15 protein-coding genes are annotated in these 17,026 nt (G+C 74.3%); 8 read left to right on the forward strand and 7 right to left on the reverse strand.

Annotated features, from left to right (window positions below; genetic code table 11):
* A complete protein-coding gene (locus AC3EVP_RS10250; RefSeq protein WP_335971254.1) occupies positions 1–378 on the reverse strand; it encodes a MarR family winged helix-turn-helix transcriptional regulator in 378 nt (125 codons plus the stop codon).
* A 218-nt stretch (positions 379–596) separates the two neighbouring features.
* On the opposite strand from AC3EVP_RS10250, the gene AC3EVP_RS10255 reads away from it, so the two are divergent.
* A complete protein-coding gene (locus AC3EVP_RS10255) occupies positions 597–1,001 on the forward strand; it encodes a hypothetical protein (protein ID WP_435128266.1) in 405 nt (134 codons plus the stop codon).
* Here the strand turns inward: AC3EVP_RS10255 and AC3EVP_RS10260 are convergent.
* Positions 971–2,425: an NCS2 family permease gene (locus AC3EVP_RS10260; protein ID WP_435128268.1), complete on the reverse strand. Its 1,455-nt coding sequence runs from the start codon at positions 2,423–2,425 to the stop codon at positions 971–973. The two genes, AC3EVP_RS10255 and AC3EVP_RS10260, sit on opposite strands and share 31 nt — an antisense overlap.
* Positions 2,426–2,607: 182 nt before the next feature.
* Here AC3EVP_RS10260 and AC3EVP_RS10265 point away from each other — a divergent pair, with 182 nt between their 5' ends.
* Both AC3EVP_RS10265 and AC3EVP_RS10270 read left to right on the forward strand, forming a co-directional pair.
* A complete protein-coding gene (locus tag AC3EVP_RS10265) occupies positions 2,608–2,934 on the forward strand; it encodes a DUF2530 domain-containing protein (protein WP_335970785.1) in 327 nt (108 codons plus the stop codon).
* A gap of 37 nt (positions 2,935–2,971) precedes the next feature.
* Entirely contained in the window at positions 2,972–5,398 is a 2,427-nt protein-coding gene (locus AC3EVP_RS10270) for an HAD-IC family P-type ATPase (RefSeq protein ID WP_435128270.1), read from the forward strand.
* Positions 5,399–5,482: 84 nt separating this feature from the next.
* Here AC3EVP_RS10270 and AC3EVP_RS10275 read toward each other — a convergent pair whose 3' ends face one another.
* Both AC3EVP_RS10275 and AC3EVP_RS10280 read right to left on the reverse strand, forming a co-directional pair.
* Positions 5,483–8,731, reverse strand: a complete 3,249-nt coding sequence (locus AC3EVP_RS10275; RefSeq protein WP_435128865.1) for a sacsin N-terminal ATP-binding-like domain-containing protein — start codon at positions 8,729–8,731, stop codon at positions 5,483–5,485.
* 407 nt (positions 8,732–9,138) lie between these two features.
* Entirely contained in the window at positions 9,139–10,059 is a 921-nt protein-coding gene (locus AC3EVP_RS10280) for a DUF3027 domain-containing protein (protein ID WP_435128273.1), read from the reverse strand.
* A gap of 261 nt (positions 10,060–10,320) precedes the next feature.
* Between AC3EVP_RS10280 and AC3EVP_RS10285 the strand changes: the two genes are divergently transcribed.
* The 4 genes from AC3EVP_RS10285 (at position 10,321) to AC3EVP_RS10300 (ending at position 13,871) form a co-directional block, all read left to right on the forward strand.
* The gene (locus AC3EVP_RS10285; RefSeq protein ID WP_435128276.1) at positions 10,321–11,697 is read left to right on the forward strand and encodes an MFS transporter; all 1,377 of its coding nucleotides are present in this window, start codon (positions 10,321–10,323) and stop codon (positions 11,695–11,697) included.
* Positions 11,698–11,780: 83 nt separating this feature from the next.
* Complete coding sequence (locus tag AC3EVP_RS10290; protein ID WP_335970780.1) at positions 11,781–12,272, forward strand: hypothetical protein; 492 nt, start codon at positions 11,781–11,783, stop codon at positions 12,270–12,272.
* A gap of 20 nt (positions 12,273–12,292) precedes the next feature.
* Positions 12,293–12,985: a futalosine hydrolase gene (locus AC3EVP_RS10295; protein WP_435128279.1), complete on the forward strand. Its 693-nt coding sequence runs from the start codon at positions 12,293–12,295 to the stop codon at positions 12,983–12,985.
* Positions 12,978–13,871, forward strand: coding sequence for a 1,4-dihydroxy-6-naphtoate synthase (locus AC3EVP_RS10300; protein ID WP_335970776.1), 894 nt, complete (start codon positions 12,978–12,980; stop codon positions 13,869–13,871). The genes AC3EVP_RS10295 and AC3EVP_RS10300 overlap by 8 nt, the downstream gene beginning before the upstream one ends.
* Positions 13,872–13,976: 105 nt before the next feature.
* On the opposite strand, the gene AC3EVP_RS10305 is transcribed toward AC3EVP_RS10300, so the two are convergent.
* Positions 13,977–14,360 carry a cold-shock protein gene (locus AC3EVP_RS10305; RefSeq protein WP_335970774.1) on the reverse strand — a complete coding sequence of 128 codons (384 nt, stop codon included), beginning with the start codon at positions 14,358–14,360 and terminating at the stop codon, positions 13,977–13,979.
* Positions 14,361–14,614: 254 nt separating this feature from the next.
* Between AC3EVP_RS10305 and AC3EVP_RS10310 the strand changes: the two genes are divergently transcribed.
* Complete coding sequence (locus tag AC3EVP_RS10310; protein WP_435128284.1) at positions 14,615–14,956, forward strand: hypothetical protein; 342 nt, start codon at positions 14,615–14,617, stop codon at positions 14,954–14,956.
* Here the strand turns inward: AC3EVP_RS10310 and AC3EVP_RS10315 are convergent.
* Both AC3EVP_RS10315 and AC3EVP_RS10320 read right to left on the reverse strand, forming a co-directional pair.
* The gene (locus AC3EVP_RS10315; protein WP_435128868.1) at positions 14,935–15,558 is read right to left on the reverse strand and encodes an HAD family hydrolase; all 624 of its coding nucleotides are present in this window, start codon (positions 15,556–15,558) and stop codon (positions 14,935–14,937) included. The genes AC3EVP_RS10310 and AC3EVP_RS10315 overlap by 22 nt on opposite strands.
* 324 nt (positions 15,559–15,882) lie before the next feature.
* Positions 15,883–17,004 carry a hypothetical protein gene (locus AC3EVP_RS10320; protein WP_435128287.1) on the reverse strand — a complete coding sequence of 374 codons (1,122 nt, stop codon included), beginning with the start codon at positions 17,002–17,004 and terminating at the stop codon, positions 15,883–15,885.
* Positions 17,005–17,026 lie beyond the last annotated feature (22 nt).

Consider the following 17,026-nt stretch of genomic DNA (forward strand, 5'->3'; position numbering starts at 1 on the left):
TCACAGGTGTGCCAGCTTCTCCAGGACGGGGGCCGCCTGGCGCAGGATCGCCAGTTCCTCCTCGCTGAGCCCTTCGGCCAGCTCGGCGAGCCAGGCGTTCCGCTTGTCGCGGCTCTCGGCGAGCATCGCCTCGGCCTGCGAGGTGCGGCTCACCACCACCTGGCGCCGGTCGTCGGGGTGCGGCTCCCTGCGGACCAGGCCCTTGCTCTCCAGCATCGCCACGATGCGCGTCATCGACGGCGGCTGGACGTGCTCCTTGCGGGCCAGCTCCCCCGGGGTGGCGGAGCCGCAGCGTGCCAGGGTGCCCAGCACCGACATCTCGGTAGGGCTCAGCGACTCGTCGACGCGCTGGTGGCGCAGTCGGCGCGACAGCCGCATCACGGCGCCGCGCACGTCGCTCACCGCGGCGCGGTCGTCCTCGGACAGTTCGGTCACGGTCTTTAGTTTAGCTCATTACTTTGGCTAAGCACGCTCGCCGTACGCATGATGCCCGTCACCCGAATGCCGAACCTCACCCCGTCCGCATCTCACCCGTACGGGTGAGATTGACACCGAAAGCGACCCACTCGGCCGCGCTGTGCCGCGACGGTGGTCGCATGGCATCGAGAGTGCTCAGCCTCCGGATAGACGCAGAGCTGTGGGACCGGATCAATGCCCATGCCGCCAAACGCGGAATGAGCGCCCAGGACTACGTGGTCCGGACGCTCATGCGCGACGACTTCGACGAACGCTTCAAGACGGCGGTCGAGGCCACCGACCGCTTCTACGCGGACGCGCCCCGCTCCGACGAGCGGCAGCCGCCCGCCGGGCCGGGACCCGCCGCCCGTGATCCGGCGGCGCGGCGGACCCACCCGCCGGCCGCCCCCGGGCCCCTTCCGGTCAGGGCCCCGGCCATGTCCCCTGCCAGATCCCCGGCCAGCGCCCCGGCCAAGGCCCCCACCTGGGCACCGGCCGGCGCCCAGCCCTGGTCTCAGACCAGGCCGAGCGCGGGCATCAGGTAGTAGAAGGCGAAGACCGCGGCCACCGCGTACAACGCGATCGGCACCTCGCGCCAGCGCCCGGCGGCGGTGCGCAGCAGGCAGAAGGTGACGAAGCCGATGCCGATGCCGTTGGTGATCGAGTAGGTGAACGGCATCAGCACCATGGTCAGGAACGCCGGGACCGAGATGGTGAAGTCGCTCCAGTCGATCTCCCGGATGGAGCCGGACAGGATCAGGAAGCCGACGGCGATCAGCGCGGGGGTGGCCGCCTGCGCGGGCACCATCTCCGCCAGCGGCGCCAGGAAGAGCGTGAGCACGAACATCAGGCCGGTCACGACGCTGGCCAGCCCGGTCCTGGCGCCCTCGCCGACGCCCGCGGTCGACTCCACGAAGCAGGTGTTCGCCGAGGAGGACGTCGCGCCGCCCGCGGCGGTGGCGATGCCGTCGATCATCAGTACCCGGCTCATGCCGGGCAGGTCGCCCTTCTTGTCGAGCAGCCCGGCCTCGTCGCTGACGCCCAGGATCGTGCCCATGGCGTCGAAGAAGCAGGACAGCAGCACCGTGAAGACGAACAGGATGCCGGTGAGCACCCCGACCTGGTGGAAGCCGCCGAAGAGGCTGACCTTGCCGACGAGGCCGAAGTCGGGGGTGGCCACGGGGTTGCCCGGCCACTTGGGGACGGTCAGGCCCCAGCTTGCGGCGGGCACGTCGGCGATCAGGTCGACGATGACCGCGAGCACCGTCATCGAGACGATCGAGATGAGGATGGCGCCGGAGACCTTCCGGATCATCAGCGACAGCGTCAGCAGGGTGCCGAGCACGAAGATCAGCACCGGCCAACCGGTGAGGTGACCGTCGCCGCCGAGCTGGAGCGGCACCGTGGTGTGGGCCGCGTCCGGGACGCGGGTGACGAAGCCGGAGTCGACCAGGCCGATCAGCAGGATGAACAGGCCGATGCCGATCGCGATGCCCTTGCGCAGGCCGAGCGGCACCGCGCTCATCACCCGCTCCCGCAGGCCGGTTGCCACCAGCACCATGATCGCCAGACCGGCGAGCACCACCATGCCCATCGCGTCCGCCCAGCTCATCTTGGGCGCGAGCTGGAGGGCGACCACGGTGTTGACGCCCAGGCCCGCGGCGAGCGCGACCGGCACGTTGCCGATGACGCCCATCAGCAGCGTGGTGAAGGCCGCGGTCACGGCGGTGGCGGTGACGAGTTGCCCGCCCTGGAGGTGGTGGTGGAACTTGTCCGTCCCCGAGCCGAGGATGATCGGGTTCAGCACGATGATGTACGCCATCGCGAAGAACGTCGCCAGGCCGCCGCGGATCTCCCGGGCGAGAGTGGAGCCGCGCTCGGAGATACGGAAGTAGCGGTCCAGGCCGGCGGCGGGCGGGCTGCCGAGGGGCGGGCGCGCGTCGACCGGAGCGGGGGCCGTGGGGGACATGCGGGTCCTCAGGGGGGCTCTCGTCGCCACGGATCGGGCGATCGTACGAATGATTTCGGTCAGCGAGTGACCGTTTCAGTATGAACAAACAGGAATCCGGATGCTATCTCCGCGCGTAGAAGCCCGTGGACAAGGGCGCCCCGACCGTCCGCACCACCCGCCCGGCCGCATACGATGACCCCATGAGCAAGGAGCGGACCCCCCTGCGCGAGGCCCCGGAGCCCCTGGAGGCCAACGACGTCGCGACGATCACGGTCGGTGTGGTCGTCTGGTTCGTGCTCTTCTTCGCCCAGCTGCCGTTCTACGGCTGGTACTCCGACCACGGGCACACCTGGTTCATCTGGACCTGCCTGGCCGGGGGCGGCTGCGGGCTGCTGGGGCTGAAGTACGTACGGGCCCGCCGCGACGCCATCGCCCGGTCCCGCGCCGCCGCCGACGGCCCCGCCGGCCCCGGCACCCCCACCACTCCCGCCGCCCCGGCCGACCCGGAGAAGCCGCAAAACGGGTGAACGGGTGAAAGCGCCGCCCGGCACGTAACGTCGAGCCATGACGGAACGCACCGACGCCGACGCTGTTGCCGCCTCCTCCGCCTCCGCCCGCGAGCCCGGGCTGAGCAGCGCCGAAGTGGCCCGGCGGGTGGCGCGCGGCGAGGTCAACGACGTTCCGGTGCGCTCGTCCAGGTCCGTGACCGAGATCGTCCGGGCGAACGTCCTCACCCGCTTCAACGCGATCATCGGCGGGCTCTTCCTGGTGATCCTGGTGGTCGGGCCGATCCAGGACGGCCTGTTCGGGTTCGTGATCGTGGCGAACACCGCGATCGGGATCTTCCAGGAGCTGCGGGCCAAGCGCACCCTGGACGACCTGGCGGTGATCGGCGAGGCCCGGCCGACCGTGCGCAGGGACGGCACCTCCGCGGAGATCGGCACCTCGCAGATCGTGCTCGGCGACCTGATCGAGCTGGGCCCCGGCGACAAGGTCGTGGTGGACGGCCGGCTCGCCGAGGCGGACGGCCTGGAGATCGACGAGTCGCTGCTCACCGGCGAGGCCGACCCGGTGCTCAAGCGCGCCGGCGACGAGGTGATGTCCGGCAGCTTCGTGGTCGCCGGGGCCGGCGCCTTCAGCGCGACGAAGGTGGGCCGGGAGGCGTACGCGGCGCAGCTGGCGGAAGAGGCGTCACGCTTCACCCTCGTCAACTCCGAGCTGCGCAACGGCATCAGCCTCATCCTGAAGTGGGTGACCTGGATGATGGTGCCGACCGCGATCGGCCTGATCATCAGCCAGTTCACCGTACAGAACCACGACTGGCGCGAGGCGGTGCGCCGCACGGTCGGCGGCATCACGCCGATGGTGCCCGAGGGGCTGGTGCTGCTCACCTCGGTGGCGTTCGCGATCGGCGTGGTCCGACTGGGCCGCCGCCAGTGCCTGGTGCAGGAGCTGCCCGCGATCGAGGGCCTGGCCCGGGTGGACGTGGTCTGCCTGGACAAGACCGGCACCCTCACCGAGGGCGGGATGGACCTGACCGGGCTGCGCATGCTCGACGGCGCCGACCAGGAGCACGTCCGCCGGGTGCTCTCCGCCCTCGGCCGGTCCGACCCGCACCCCAACGCCAGTCTCCAGGCGGTCATCGACGCCTGCCCGCCGGAGCTGGCCGAGGACTGGCGGACCGTGGACACCCTGCCGTTCAGCTCGGCCCGCAAGTACAGCGGTGCCTTGCTCACCGAGCCGGACGGGACCACCGCCGGCTGGCTGCTGGGCGCCCCCGACGTGCTGCTGCCCGAGGGCCACGCCGCCCTGGCGGAGGTGGACCGGCTCAACGACGAGGGTCTGCGGGTGCTGCTGCTGTCCCGTACCGACCGGGACCCGGCCGACCCGGCCGCCGCACAGGCGGTCCGCCCCCAGGCGCTGGTGGTGCTGGAGCAGCGGCTGCGGCCCGACGCGTCCGACACCCTGCGGTACTTCGCGGAGCAGGAGGTCCACGCCAAGGTGATCTCCGGCGACAACGCGGTGTCGGTCGGCGCGGTCGCCGGGAAGCTCGGGCTGCCGGGGGCGCAGCGGCCCGTCGACGCCCGCCGGCTGCCGGCGGAGCGCGACGCCATGGCGCGGGTGCTGGACGAGGGCTCGGTCTTCGGCCGGGTCACCCCGCAGCAGAAGCGGGACATGGTCGGCGCGCTCCAGTCCCGCGGGCACAACGTGGCGATGACCGGTGACGGCGTCAACGACGTCCTGGCGCTGAAGGACGCGGACATCGGCGTCTCGATGGGCTCCGGCTCCGAGGCGACCCGGGCGGTGGCGCAAATCGTGCTGCTCGACAACAGCTTCGCCACGCTGCCGTACGTGGTCGCCGAGGGGCGGCGGGTGATCGGCAACATCACCCGGGTCGCCACGCTGTTCCTCACCAAGACGGTGTACTCGGTGCTGCTGGCGCTGCTGGTGGTGTTCTGGCAGATCCCGTACCCGTTCCTGCCGCGGCACCTGACGCTGCTGTCCACGCTGACCATCGGGGTGCCGGCGTTCTTCCTGGCGCTGGCGCCGAACAAGGAGCGGGCCCGGCCGCACTTCGTCCGCCGGGTGATGCGGTACTCCACCCCGGCCGGGCTGATCTGCGGCACCGCCGCGTTCGTCGCGTACCTGGTGGCGCGCCACCACTACACGGGCAGCGGGGCGCTGGACGCCGAGACCAGCGCGGCGACGCTCACTCTGTTCCTGATGGAGCTGTGGGTGCTGGCGATCGTGGCGCGGCCGTACACCTGGTGGCGGGTCGTGCTGGTCTTCGTGATGGTGCTGGGCTTCCTGGTGGTCCTGGTGGTGCCGCCGCTCCAGCGGTTCTTCGCGCTGAAGCTGATCGGCGACGAGGTGCCCTGGACCGCGGTCGGCATCGCCGCGGCGGGCGGCGTGGTGCTGGAGCTGTGCTGGGCGTGGGTCCGCCGCCGGGACACGCGGGAAACGGCCCCGGCGGCCCCGGCGACGACATGACGGCGCCCGGCACGCGGGCTGACAGGCGTACGGGCTGACGGGCTGACGGGCCGCGGCGATCCAGGAGTTCCGAACCAGCGGGCCCTAGTCGAACCAGCGGTCGCGCGCCAGCTCCTCCGTACGGGTCGGGTCCTCCAGCAGCGCGGCCAGTTCGAAGCGGCGCTCCCAGTGGCCCGCGGCCCAGGCCAGCCCGGCCGCGACGCCTTCCACGGTGGCGCCGTGCAGCACCCCGTCGACCCAGCGCCAGTCGACCTCCACGTCACCGGTGAGCAGCAGTTCCTCGTGCTCGACGTATGTTGCCGGGGCGCCCGGCAGCAGGTCGTGCACGGCGGGCAGCACGTCATGCGGCTCGCCGTGCGAGACCACCGCCGCCGGCACCGCCTCGCTGAGCCGGCGCACCTGGAACAGCTCGGCCAACTCCGCGGCCAGCCGCGGCGGTACGGGCAGCAGCGGCAGCCCGCCGGACAGCGGCAGCAGGTCGGGGGCGTCGGCGACCAGGGCGTCGGCCGCGTCGACCACCACGACCTCGCCGTCCCGTACGGCCCGCAACTCGTCGGGCAGGGTGACCTGTTCGGGGTCGAGTTCGGCCAAGGCCGCGTACAAGCCGTGGAGTTGGGCCGGGGTGACGGGGCGGTCGGGGTCGGAGAGGCGGCCGAGCAGTTCGGCGGCGCCGCCCGGTTCGGTGAGCAGCGCGCCGACGGTGGTGCGGACGCCGAGCGCGCGCAGCACCTGCGCGTCCACCGCCGCGTCGGTCTCGGCCTCGTCGTAGAGCCCGGCGAGCAGCCGGTCGCCGCCGGCGGCGCGCAGGCCGACCGGGCGCCGCCCGCCCAGCACCGGGTGGTCGCGCAGCCACCAGGCCGCGTACGGCCGTACGGACTCGGTGGTGCCGTCCGGCAGCAGCACCCGGACCTGCGCGGTCACCGCGTCGCGCAGCGGCGGCCGGGAGAGCAGCGCGAGGGCCTGCGGCCAGGCGTCGTCGTCCACCAGGTCGAGGTCGCGGACGCCGATCACCTCGGTGGCGACCGGCGGCACATCGGCCTCCGGCAGCTGGTCGAGGACGTCCTCGCACCACACGTCGACGGCGTCGAGCAGCCCGACGTCGTCGGGTTGGGCCCAGTCGGTGTCGCGCGGGTCGAGGTCGTCGGGGTCGAGCACCACGTCCTCGGCGCGGACCAGCGCGAAGGTGGCGAGCACCCCGACCGCGGTGAGCGGCTGTTCACCCCAGCGGTCGGCCAGATCGGCGTCCACGGTGCCGAGTTCGCCCTCGCGCAGCACGGACTCCAGCGGGCTGTCGGGCAGCACCAGTTCGCCCGCGGGGGCGAGTTCGCCCTCCTCGTCGGGCAGCGCGAGCGCGCCGAGCCACGGCTCGTCGCCGGGCGCCAGCCCCGCGGCCCGGGCGAGGCCGAGCACGGCGTCGGCCAACTCGTCGGCGTCCAGGCCGGTTTCGTCGTCCCAGGCGGCGCGCTCCTCGTCGAGGGAGGCGGCCACCGCGGTCCGCACCTGCGGGCTGGTCAGGATCGCGCGGGGGGTGGCGGGGGCGGCGCCGAGCTTCTCCAGCAGCGGGTGGGCGGCGTCCGCGTGGGCGACCCGCAGGCCGAGCCGGGCGAGCAGCGCCGGGTCCGCGCCCGCGGCGGCACCTCCGCTGTCCGCGCCCGCGTCGGCCGCATCCGCGTCCCCGCGCACCGGCAGGAGCACCTGGCGCGGGCCGACCACCGTACGGCCGTCGGCGAGCGGGACGGGCAGGCCGCTGAGCACGTCGGGGTCGGTGCCGGCGAGGGCGTCGTAGAGCCGCCACCACCAGTCGGCGGGGCGTTCGGCGCCGGCCAGCCGGTCCACCACGTCGGCGAGCGACAGCCGGGCGACGCCCAACTGCCGCAGTGCCGGTCGCCGTTCGAGGCTCGCGGGCAGCAGCGTGGGCAGGACCTCGGCGAGCACCCGTACCGCCTCGGCGGTGGCGCCCTCCACGATCTCGGCCTCCACCGGCCGCAGCGGCTGCCCCTCCCCCGTCAGGCGCCCGCCGTCGTCCCAGGCGTCCGGGTCCGGCGCCGGGCCGCCCGCGTCGAGCGCCCCCGGCCCGGGCGCCGCGGCCCGCGGCAGGAACGGGGTGCGCGGCAGCGCGGCGAGTACCCGGCGGCGCAACTCGGCGTCCAGCCCGCCCTTCCCGAGCGGCCCGGGCACCAGGTCCACCACCCCGGCGCCGGACGGCTGCCAGTCGGCGAGCAGCCGCACATACGCCTCCGCGGCGCGGTCCAGCAGGAAGTCGGTGAGCGGGCCGGGCGCGGTGTGGCGGCGGGTCGGGTCGAGCGGGAAGCTCGCCAGCAGCAGCGCGGGCAGGCCGAGCGGCTCGTCAGTCGGGGTGGGCGCGTGGACGACGCCGGCGGTGCGCGGCGCGGCGGGGGCGCCCTCGGGGTCCACCGGCACCGCCCACGTCACCGACCACACCGGGCGCAGCCGCTCCTCCACCGGCCGGTCCGCGAGCAGTTCGGGGGTCAGCGCGCCACCGCCGGCCCGCACCCGCCAGCGGGTGGGCGCGCCACGGTCGCTGTCCTCGATCAGCACGTCCCCGCCGTCGAGCGACCGCCGGGTCAACGTCCGTACGCCCGCGGGCGTTTCGACCACGACCTCGGCCAGGCCCGGCAGCGCGAGCAGCAGCGCGTCGTCGACCGCGGCGAGCAGGCGGTCCGCCAGGTCCTCCGCGGAGCCGTCCCGCAGCGGCAGCACCACCACGGTGTCGTAGGGCGCCGGGGCGCTGCCCTCGGCGGGGAACGGCAGCCGCAGCAGCGGGACATGGCCGTCGCGGCGCCGCAACTCCTCGGCCAGTTCGGGGATTTCGGCGGCCAGTGCCCGGGCCTCGCCGAGCGACCAGCGCACCCCGCCGGCCCGGCTGAGCACGGCGGGCTCGTCGCTCACCGCGAGGACCGCGGCGAAGCCGATGCCGAAGCGGCCGACGACCGCATCCTCGGCGTCGTCGCGCTTGGCGGAGGCGCGCAGCGTGGACAGCGACTCGACGGCGGCCGGGTCCAGCGGGGCGCCGGTGTTGGCAGCGGCCAGGCAGGCGTACGGCGAGCCGGTGGCGTCGGGGTCGGGCGCGTGCAGGGTGAGCCGGAGCCGGCCGGGCACGCCGGCGCGGGTCGCGGCGTCGGCGGCGTTCTGGGCCAGCTCCACGATCAGGCGGTCGCGGTGGCCGCCGAGGGCGAGGTCCTCCTCGGCGTTGGCGTCCTCGCGGAAGCGCGCGGCGGACGCGGACCACGCGGTCAGCACGGCCTGGCGCAGCGACGCGGTGCGGAAGGGGTCGGGCCTGCCTTCCGGGGTTCCTTCCGGGTTCGTGCGGATCACGCCTGGGCGGGTCACGTGGACCTTTCGTCTGCACTGTGCGCATGGGGTTCCGGCCGCTCCGGGCCCCTTCGGGCCCGACCGTACTCCACTGCGGGACGTGGGGGCCTGGGCCCCTTGAAGTGGTCGGTTCGGGTGGTCGGTTGACGTACCCGGTCGAAAAGGCCGTCGGTGTCCGGCCGGAGTCGCGGCCGCCAGGGTCCGTACGGGGACGGCGGCAGCGCGGGTACCCGGGAGCAGCGCGCGAAGGGCCCTGGCGCGCCCCGGGAACGCCCTCCAGGGCGCCGCGGAGGCACCGTGGGCCACCGGACCGCCGGACCTGCGGGAGCACCGCCCTCAGGAGCCCCCAGCCGCCTCCAGACGCCGTCAGGCGCCCTCAGGCGCTCGCGCCCGCCCCGGGTGGGGCCTCAGACCGTCTCGTCGTCGTGCAGGTCGTCCAGCACCATGGGCGCGGGCTCCGGCGTCTTCGGCATGACCGCGGCCTCGGAGTGGCCGCCGCAGCCGTACGCGAGAGAGACCAGGGTGCCGTCGGCCGGGGAGTACTCGTTCGCGCAGATGCCGAACGCCTGCCCGAGGGAGCCGCCGATCGCCACCAGGAAGCCGCAGCTCACGCACTTCGAGGGCGCGGCCTGGGCCATCGCCGTCTTGGGGCCGAAGCGCTCCTCCCAGCGGTCCGCCGAGGTGTGCAGGCCGTACCGGGACAGCACCCGGGCCCGGCCCAGGCCCAGCTGGCGCGCGACCGCGCCGATCTCCGCGATGCTCGGCCCGCCGGTGACCACGTCGCCGGCCGTCACCGCCCTATCTCCTGCCGTATCTCCTGCCGCACCCGGACCGTCCGCCGCATCCGCCACATCCGCCGCACCCGCCGCCTGCGCCGCGGCTGCCGCCGCCACCTCGGCCGCCTCCGCGATCTCCACCGAGTCCGCGGCCGCCGTCGCCGCCGCCGCGCCCTCCCCGGTCCACCCCGGCTCCAGCCGCAGGTCGTCCGCCTCGGTGGGCAGCAGGTCCCCCGGGCCCAGGTCGCCCTGCCGCAGCCGCTCGCTCCAGGGCACCCACTCCGGCGCCAGGACGGAGTCCGGGCCGGGCAGCAGCACCGTTTCGTCGATCGTCACGTTCTTCGCGCGGGAGGCGCGGGTCAGCGTGGTGGCCCACTGCCAGCCGCGATAGGCCGGCTCGGTGCACGCGAACAAGTGGGTGACCACGCGGTCGCCCTCGGCGACGACGCCGAGGTGCTCTCCGACCGACGCCTCGCCCACCGCCTCCCGCGTCACGGCCAGCGCGACATCGACCGCCTCGGCGCACAGGCGGTCAGGGGTACGGCTTCGCATCGCAGGACTCACAGAAATCGTTTCTCTCTCTACGCCGTCTCACGTGTGCGCTCGCGGGCGGGCGGACCCGAAGGGCACGAAACCTCGGCGGAGCGGACCGACGGACCGCTTCGACGCCTACGTTCCCTGCTTCCCCGGCCCTGCCCGAGCGTCATCGGGCGCACCTGTTGTCACCCATTCTGCGCGATCGCACGCTACCGGTGCGCACCGTGCGAGCAAAGGAGGGGGTGCGCCGTCTTCCAATTGGGGCAGGATTGCGACGTGGCACGAACCGTGACCGCGGGCCCAGGGCCCGCACGCAGGGCCGGGCGCGCCCTCGCGAGCGGCGTGGGGCGGTCGGCGGGGGCGGTGCGCCGCCGTATCCGGCGTACGACACACGCGGGCGGCGCGGGCGAGTCGGGCCTGGCCAAGCTGATCGAGTTGCACGCGGTGAACTCCGCGGGCGACATGATGATCACCATCGCGCTCGCCAGCACCGTGTTCTTCTCCGTCCCCAGCGGCGAGGCCCGCAACCGGGTCGGGCTCTACCTGCTGATCACGATGGCGCCGTTCGCGCTGCTCGCCCCGGTGGTCGGCCCGATGCTGGACCGGTTGCAGCACGGCCGGCGGGCCGCGATGGCGATGTCGATGATGGCCCGCGCGGTGCTCGCCTGGACGATGGCGGGGATGGTCGCGCACGCGGGCCTGGGCCTGTACCCGGCGGCGCTGGGCAGCCTGGTCGGCTCCAAGGCGTACGGCGTGGTGCGCAGCGCGGTGGTGCCGCGCCTGCTGCCGGACCGCACCACCCTGGTCAAGGCGAACTCGCGCGTCACCCTCTCGGGTCTGCTGGCCACCGCGATCGCGGCACCGGTGGGCGCGGGGCTGCACAAGATCGGCCCGCAGTGGCCGCTGTACGGCGCGTTCGCGATCTTCATGTGCGGCGCGGTGCTGTGCATGGCGCTGCCGAACAAGGTGGACTCCGCGCGCGGCGAGCGGCGGGCCCGGCTGACCGCCGACGAGGAGGCGCCGGCCGAGCCCGCCGGGGTGCCCGGGCGCAAACCGGGCCTGCTGGGCGTCGGTTCGTCGGTGCTGCACGCGCTCCAGGGCAACTGCGGGCTGCGCGCGCTGTCCGGCTTCCTGACGATGTTCCTGGCGTTCATGCTGCGCGAGCACCCGGTCGGCGGACTGTCCCCGGAGCTGTCGCTGAGCGTGGCGGTCGTCGCGGCGGGCGCGGGCAACGCGCTGGGCACCGCGCTCGGCGCGTGGCTCAAGGCCCGCGGCCCGGAGGTGATCATCGTGACGGCGCTGGTGTGCGCGCTGGCGACAGCCTCGGTGGCGGCGAGCCTGTTCGGGCTCGTCACCGTCGCGGCGGTGGCCGCGGTCGCGGGCATCGCGCAGGCCCTGTCGAAGCTGTCGCTGGACGCGCTGATCCAGCGCGACGTGCCGGAGGCGGTCCGCACCTCGGCGTTCGCCCGTTCCGAGACGGTGCTCCAGCTGTCGTGGGTGGTCGGCGGCGGCATCGGCATCGTCCTGCCGCTGAACGGCTCGCTCGGCATGGCGGTGGCCGCGATGCTGGTGCTGGCGGCGTTCTCCGTCGCGGTGCGCGGGCTGCTCGGCGCCGCCCGGCACGGCGGCTCGACGAAGGCCCGCGTCGCCTGAGCGGGCCCGGCACCAGGCCCCATCCGGCGTGACACGGTGTACCCGCGCGCGGAGCGGAGCCCCCCGCCCGGTAGCCTCCTGCCATGAGCATTCGCCGCGCCGCCACCGCCCTCGGTGCCATCTCCCTCGGGTTGATCTCCCTCACCGCCTGCACGAAGCCGACCGCCGAGGCGACGGTCACCGTGGGCAGCAAGTCCGTGATGGCGTCCGCGAGCAAGGGGTGCTACGCCAAGGGCGCGCTGCTGCCGCAGACGGTCTTCGCCAAGTGCCTCCAGGAGAAGCCGACGCACCACATCACGGTGCCGGTCGGCGACAAGATCCGGATCGGCGTGGACCCCTCGATCGCCGACAAGGGCTGGCTGATCGTGCAGAACACCTCGCTCGCCAACGACGAGGTGCTCAAGGACAAGACGTACTTCACGGTCGACAGCGCGGACCTGTTCCACGTGCAGGACCCGCAGACCGGCCAGACCAGCCCGGTGAGCAGCGTGGTGCTGAACATCGTGGAGTCCCCGGACACCACCGGCGCCAAGGTCACCCGGGTGGTCTCCTTCGAGCTGCGGCGCGACCACTGACGCAGCGCGGGACGCAGCGGATGAGCGGCGCGACGGCCCCGATACGCCGCCTGCTGGTGGTGACCGCGGTGGACGCCGAGCGCGCCGCGGTGGCCGCGGGCCTGGCGACGGCGCCGGCCGCACCGCGCACGACGGTCCTGGCCGGCGGGGTCGGCCCTGCGGCCGTCGCCGCCGCCACCGCCACCGCGCTGGCCGGCGCGCAGGCCGCGGGCGAGCCGTACCAGCTGGTGGTCAGCGCGGGCATCGCGGGCGGCTTCGCCCCGCTCGCGCCGGTGGGTTCGGTCGCGGTGGCGAGCGCGATCACGGCCGCGGACCTGGGCGCGCAGACGCCCGACGGCTTCGTGCCGGTCGACGAGTTGGGCTTCGGCACCACCCGGCACCTGCCGCCGCAGCGGCTCAGCCGGGCGGTGGCCGACGGCCTCGCGGCGGCGTACGGGCCGGTGCTGACGGTGTCCACGGTGACCGGCAGCACCGAGCGCGCCGCCGAACTGGCGGGCCGTCACCCCGGCGCCGTGGCCGAGGCGATGGAGGGCTTCGGGGTGGCCGAGGCGGCCGCCGCGGTGGGCGTGCCCGTGCTGGAGATCCGTACGGTGTCCAACGCCGTGGGTCCCCGCGACCGGGCCGCATGGCGGATCGGGGAGGCGCTGGCGGCCCTGACGGCCGCGTTCGGGAAGCTGCCGGCCGTACTGGGAGTTGAGGCACATCATGGGTGACGAGCAGAGCACGCGCGTGGAGCAGGGGACGGCTCAGGAGCAGGGGGCGGCGCTGCGTATCGCGTACTCCCCCTGCCCGAACGACACCTTCGTCTTCCACGACCTGGCGCACGGACTGGTCGAGGGCGCACCCGCGCTCGACGTGTCGTTCGCCGACATCGACATCACCAACGGCCTGGCCGAGCGCGGCGAGTTCGACGTCCTGAAGGTGTCGTACGCGGTGCTGCCGTGGGTGCTCGACGAGTACGCCCTGCTGCCCTGCGGCGGCGCGCTCGGCCGCGGCTGCGGCCCGCTGGTGCTGACCCGGGAGCCCGGCGCGGACCTCACCGGCCGGACCGTCGCGGTGCCGAGCGAACGCTCGACGGCCTACCTGCTCTTCCGGCTGTGGGCGGCGGCCGAAGTGGCCGGCGGGGTCGGCGAGATCGTGGTCATGCCGTTCCACGAGATCATGCCCGCGGTCCGGGACGGCAAGGTCGACGCGGGCCTGGTGATCCACGAGGCGCGCTTCACGTACCAGAACTACGGCCTGCACAAGCTCGCGGACATGGGCGAGCACTGGGAGGCCACCACCGGGCTGCCGATCCCGCTGGGCGCGATCATCGCCAAGCGGTCGCTGGGCGCGGAGCGGCTGGCCGCGCTGGCGGCGGCGATCCGCACGTCGGTGCGGCAGGCGTGGGACGAGCCGGCGCGCTCCCGGGAGTACGTCCTCGCGCACTCCCAGGAGATGGACCCGGCCGTCGCCGACCAGCACATCGGGCTGTACGTCAACGAGTTCACCGCCGACCTCGGCGAGGACGGCTACGCGGCGGTGCGCGGACTGCTCACCCGCGCCGCGGCTGAGGGCCTGGTGCCGCCGCTGGCCGCCGACGCGCTGGCTTTCGGATAACCCGCGGATTCGTGACGGGTGTGACCCGAATTACCGCACCCGGGCTTTACCGGAACCAACTGTTCCGGTAAAGCCCGGTTAAAGCGGAGCGCCGGGGGCGGCCGGTCAGACGTCGATCTGGTCGGCGACCACGCGCAGCACCGAGGCGATCTTGTGGCCGTGCGCCTTGTCGGGGTAGCGGCCGCGCTGGAGCGAGCGCGCCACGTCCTCCAGCAGCGAGGTGAGGTCCTGCACGATCGGCAGCAGCTCGTCCGGCTTGCGGCGCTGGGCGGCGGCCACGGACGGCGCCGGATCGAGCAGCGTCACCGAAAGCGCCTGGTCACCCCGCTGCCCCGCGACCACGCCGAACTCCACGCGCTGGCCGGGCTTGAGGGCGGTCACTCCGTCCGGCAGGACCGACGAGTGCACGAAGACGTCGCCGCCGTCGTCGCGGGAGAGGAAGCCGAAGCCCTTCTCGCTGTTGAACCACTTGACCTTGCCGGTAGGCACGTCCGACCTCGTCCTCATTGCTCGGTGTAGCCCGAAGTTCTCGGAGCTGACTGAAGTTACTAGAAATTACCCGAACCCGCCGGGGGCCGCTGGGAAATTACCCGAGAGCAGCCGGAAAACGCTGTTCGCGGGTCTTCGAGCGGCTGGTCGGCGGCAGCCCGCACCGGACCGGCCACCCGCCGCCGTACAGCGGGGTGCCCGGGGGTCCCGACACCGTTTCCACTCCGTCCACCCCACGGACCTACCCTTGTCGGGTGAGCAAACAAACCCTGGGCCCCGGTGACCTGCTGGTGCGGACCGGCGCGATCACGTTCCTCGTCGGCACGGTCGGCACCGTGGTGACGGTCGCGCCGCTGCTGCTGCACACCAAGCGGCTGCCCACGCCCGCGTACTTCGTCTCGATGCTGATGGGGCTGGGGCTCGCACTGGCCCTCGCCGGGCTGCTGCGCTCGGCGCTGGCCCAGCGGCACCCGGCGGCGGACGGCCCCGGCGGTACGACCGGTGGCACGGGCGCCGGTACGGCCAGTGGTACGAGCGGCGGTACGGGGCTCGCGGGCGCGCGGCCCGCGGTGGATCAGGCCGCGGCGGAACGGTAGCCCGCGAGCCAGGCGGGGAACTCCGTCAGGTCGGCCAGCACCACGTCGGCGCCCGCCGCCAGCAGTTCCTTCTCGTCGCACGGCCCGGTCGCCACGGCCACCGACAGCGCGCCCGCGGTGCGGGCACCGCGCACGTCGCCGACGTGGTCGCCGACGTAGACCGACGCGCCGTACTCCACCAGCGCCTCGGCCTTCGCCTCCGCCCACAGCTGCCCGCGCAGGTCCGCGACGATGCCGACGTGGTCCAGGTGCAGCTGGGCGTTCGGGGTGTGCTTGGCGGTGACCACCAGCGGACGGCCGCCCGCCGCCCGGACCGCCTCGATCGCCGCCACGGCGCCCGGCATCGCCGGGGTCGGCACGATCGCGTGGTCCACGTACAGCGCGCGGTAGCGCTCGCTCATCCCCGGGACCTGCTCGGCGGGGAACCAGTTCGCCAACTCCTGCTCCAGCGGCGGGCCGAGCCGGGTGACGGCCAGGGCCGAGTCGATGAACGCGCCCGTCTCCTCGGCCAGCCGGTCGTACACCGCCTTGATCCCCGGGCGGGAGTCGATCAGGGTCATGTCGAGGTCGAACCCGACGGTCAGCGGTGCGGCAAGGTCCATGGTCACCCCGCCATTGTCTCCGACGGCAACAGGACCCACCCGGGTGCCCCGGTCCCGGCGGTTCCGGGACCACCTGCCGGTGCGGGGTCCCTCCGGGGTGGTGTGTTCCGTGGGTGCCGGGACCTTGCGGCCGGTAGACGGCTGGTCGCGCAGTCCCCGCGCCCCTTCGGGGCGCAAGCTTCTTTCGCGGGAAGACCCGGGCAATTCCAGGTGGCGCTGGGGGCACCTCCCAGGCGAAGCGCTCTGGGGGCGGAACTGCGCGACCAGCCACCGCGGACCGCAAGGTCCCGCAACTCCGCGGACGGGGCACCCCGGAGGGTCCGCTCAGCCCGCGGAGCGACGTGCCCGGAGGATGAGGTAGAGAGCCGAGGCGACGGCGGCGACGCGGACGGCGACGGGAAGGTCGTGGCGGATGACGTGGCCGAGTTGGCCGTCGGCGATCGGGGTGCCCCAGCGCCCCTTGGTGCGGCCCCAGAGCCAGACGCCGAAGCCGAGCGCCGTGGCCCCGGGCACCCCGAACACCGCGATCTTCGCCTGGGTACGGGTGAGGGCGCGGGAGAGGTAGCCGGTCAGCCAGCCGAGGCCGAGCGGAATCCAGGAGCCGATCACCACACCGGCGACCAGCAGCAGGGCCGCGAGCAGCAGCACGGGGCTCCCCCAGCTCCGTACGCGGGCCCGGGCGCCGCCGCCCCCGCCCCCACCCGGGCGCAGCAGCCCGCGCAGCCCCTTCCGCCGCTTCGGCGCCTCCGCGGCCGGGGCAGCCTCCGCCGCCGCCTCCCCGTCTTCCGCGCCGCCGCCCCCCTTCCCCGCAAGGGCACCCGGGAGCGGCCGCCGCTCCTCCTCCCCCTTGCCCGCCAACTCCTCGTCGTCGAACGGGATGAAGATCCCCCCGGTCATCCCGGGCAGCCCCGTCAACTCGTCCGCGGCCCGCAACCGCCCCTCACCGGTCCCGAACCCCGACCCGAATCCCAGTCCGAGCCCGGCCCCGGCCCCGCTGTCCGGCCACACCGCGTCCCCGGCGCCCTCCGGCGCGTCCTCCCCCGCCTGACCCGACGGCTCCTGCTCCGACCGCTCCTCCCGCGGCGCGTCCTTCGGCTCCTTACGCGGCGCCACCACCCGCCGCGCCTTCCCGTACGGCCCGTACGTCCCCGGCGCGGGCTCCCCGGCCGGCGGCTCCGCCGCACCCCCGGCGGCGGCCGAAGCAGCCCCGCCGCCCGCCCCCTTCGTGCCGGCCGCCGCCTCGACCACCTCGTCCGGGCTGCCGAACCGCCCCAGGATGCGCCGCACCGCCGCCGCGTTGTCGCCGTCGCCGCCCCTGGCCTGCTCGATGTCCGTCCGCAACTGCGCGACCAGCCGCATCCGGTCCGCCGCGGGGAGCGCGGTCTGCGCCAGGTCACCGACCCTGCTCAGGTAGTCGAACACCAGCCGGTCGCTCTCCACGCCCACCGCCGGGCTCCTTCCGCCGCGT

The sequence above is a fragment of the Actinacidiphila sp. bgisy144 genome, from assembly GCF_057708105.1.

Excerpts from the sequence above, each read along its gene's own strand:
- AC3EVP_RS10250 (WP_335971254.1), bottom strand. The coding sequence starts at position 378 with ATGCGGCTGTCGCGCCGACTGCGCCACCAGCGCGTCGACGAGTCGCTG.
- AC3EVP_RS10255 (WP_435128266.1), top strand. The coding sequence starts at position 597 with ATGGCATCGAGAGTGCTCAGCCTCCGGATAGACGCAGAGCTGTGGGAC.
- AC3EVP_RS10260 (WP_435128268.1), bottom strand. The coding sequence starts at position 2,425 with ATGTCCCCCACGGCCCCCGCTCCGGTCGACGCGCGCCCGCCCCTCGGC.
- AC3EVP_RS10265 (WP_335970785.1), top strand. The coding sequence starts at position 2,608 with ATGAGCAAGGAGCGGACCCCCCTGCGCGAGGCCCCGGAGCCCCTGGAG.
- AC3EVP_RS10270 (WP_435128270.1), top strand. The coding sequence starts at position 2,972 with ATGACGGAACGCACCGACGCCGACGCTGTTGCCGCCTCCTCCGCCTCC.
- AC3EVP_RS10280 (WP_435128273.1), bottom strand. The coding sequence starts at position 10,059 with ATGCGAAGCCGTACCCCTGACCGCCTGTGCGCCGAGGCGGTCGATGTC.
- AC3EVP_RS10290 (WP_335970780.1), top strand. The coding sequence starts at position 11,781 with ATGAGCATTCGCCGCGCCGCCACCGCCCTCGGTGCCATCTCCCTCGGG.
- AC3EVP_RS10295 (WP_435128279.1), top strand. The coding sequence starts at position 12,293 with ATGAGCGGCGCGACGGCCCCGATACGCCGCCTGCTGGTGGTGACCGCG.
- AC3EVP_RS10300 (WP_335970776.1), top strand. The coding sequence starts at position 12,978 with ATGGGTGACGAGCAGAGCACGCGCGTGGAGCAGGGGACGGCTCAGGAG.
- AC3EVP_RS10315 (WP_435128868.1), bottom strand. The coding sequence starts at position 15,558 with ATGGACCTTGCCGCACCGCTGACCGTCGGGTTCGACCTCGACATGACC.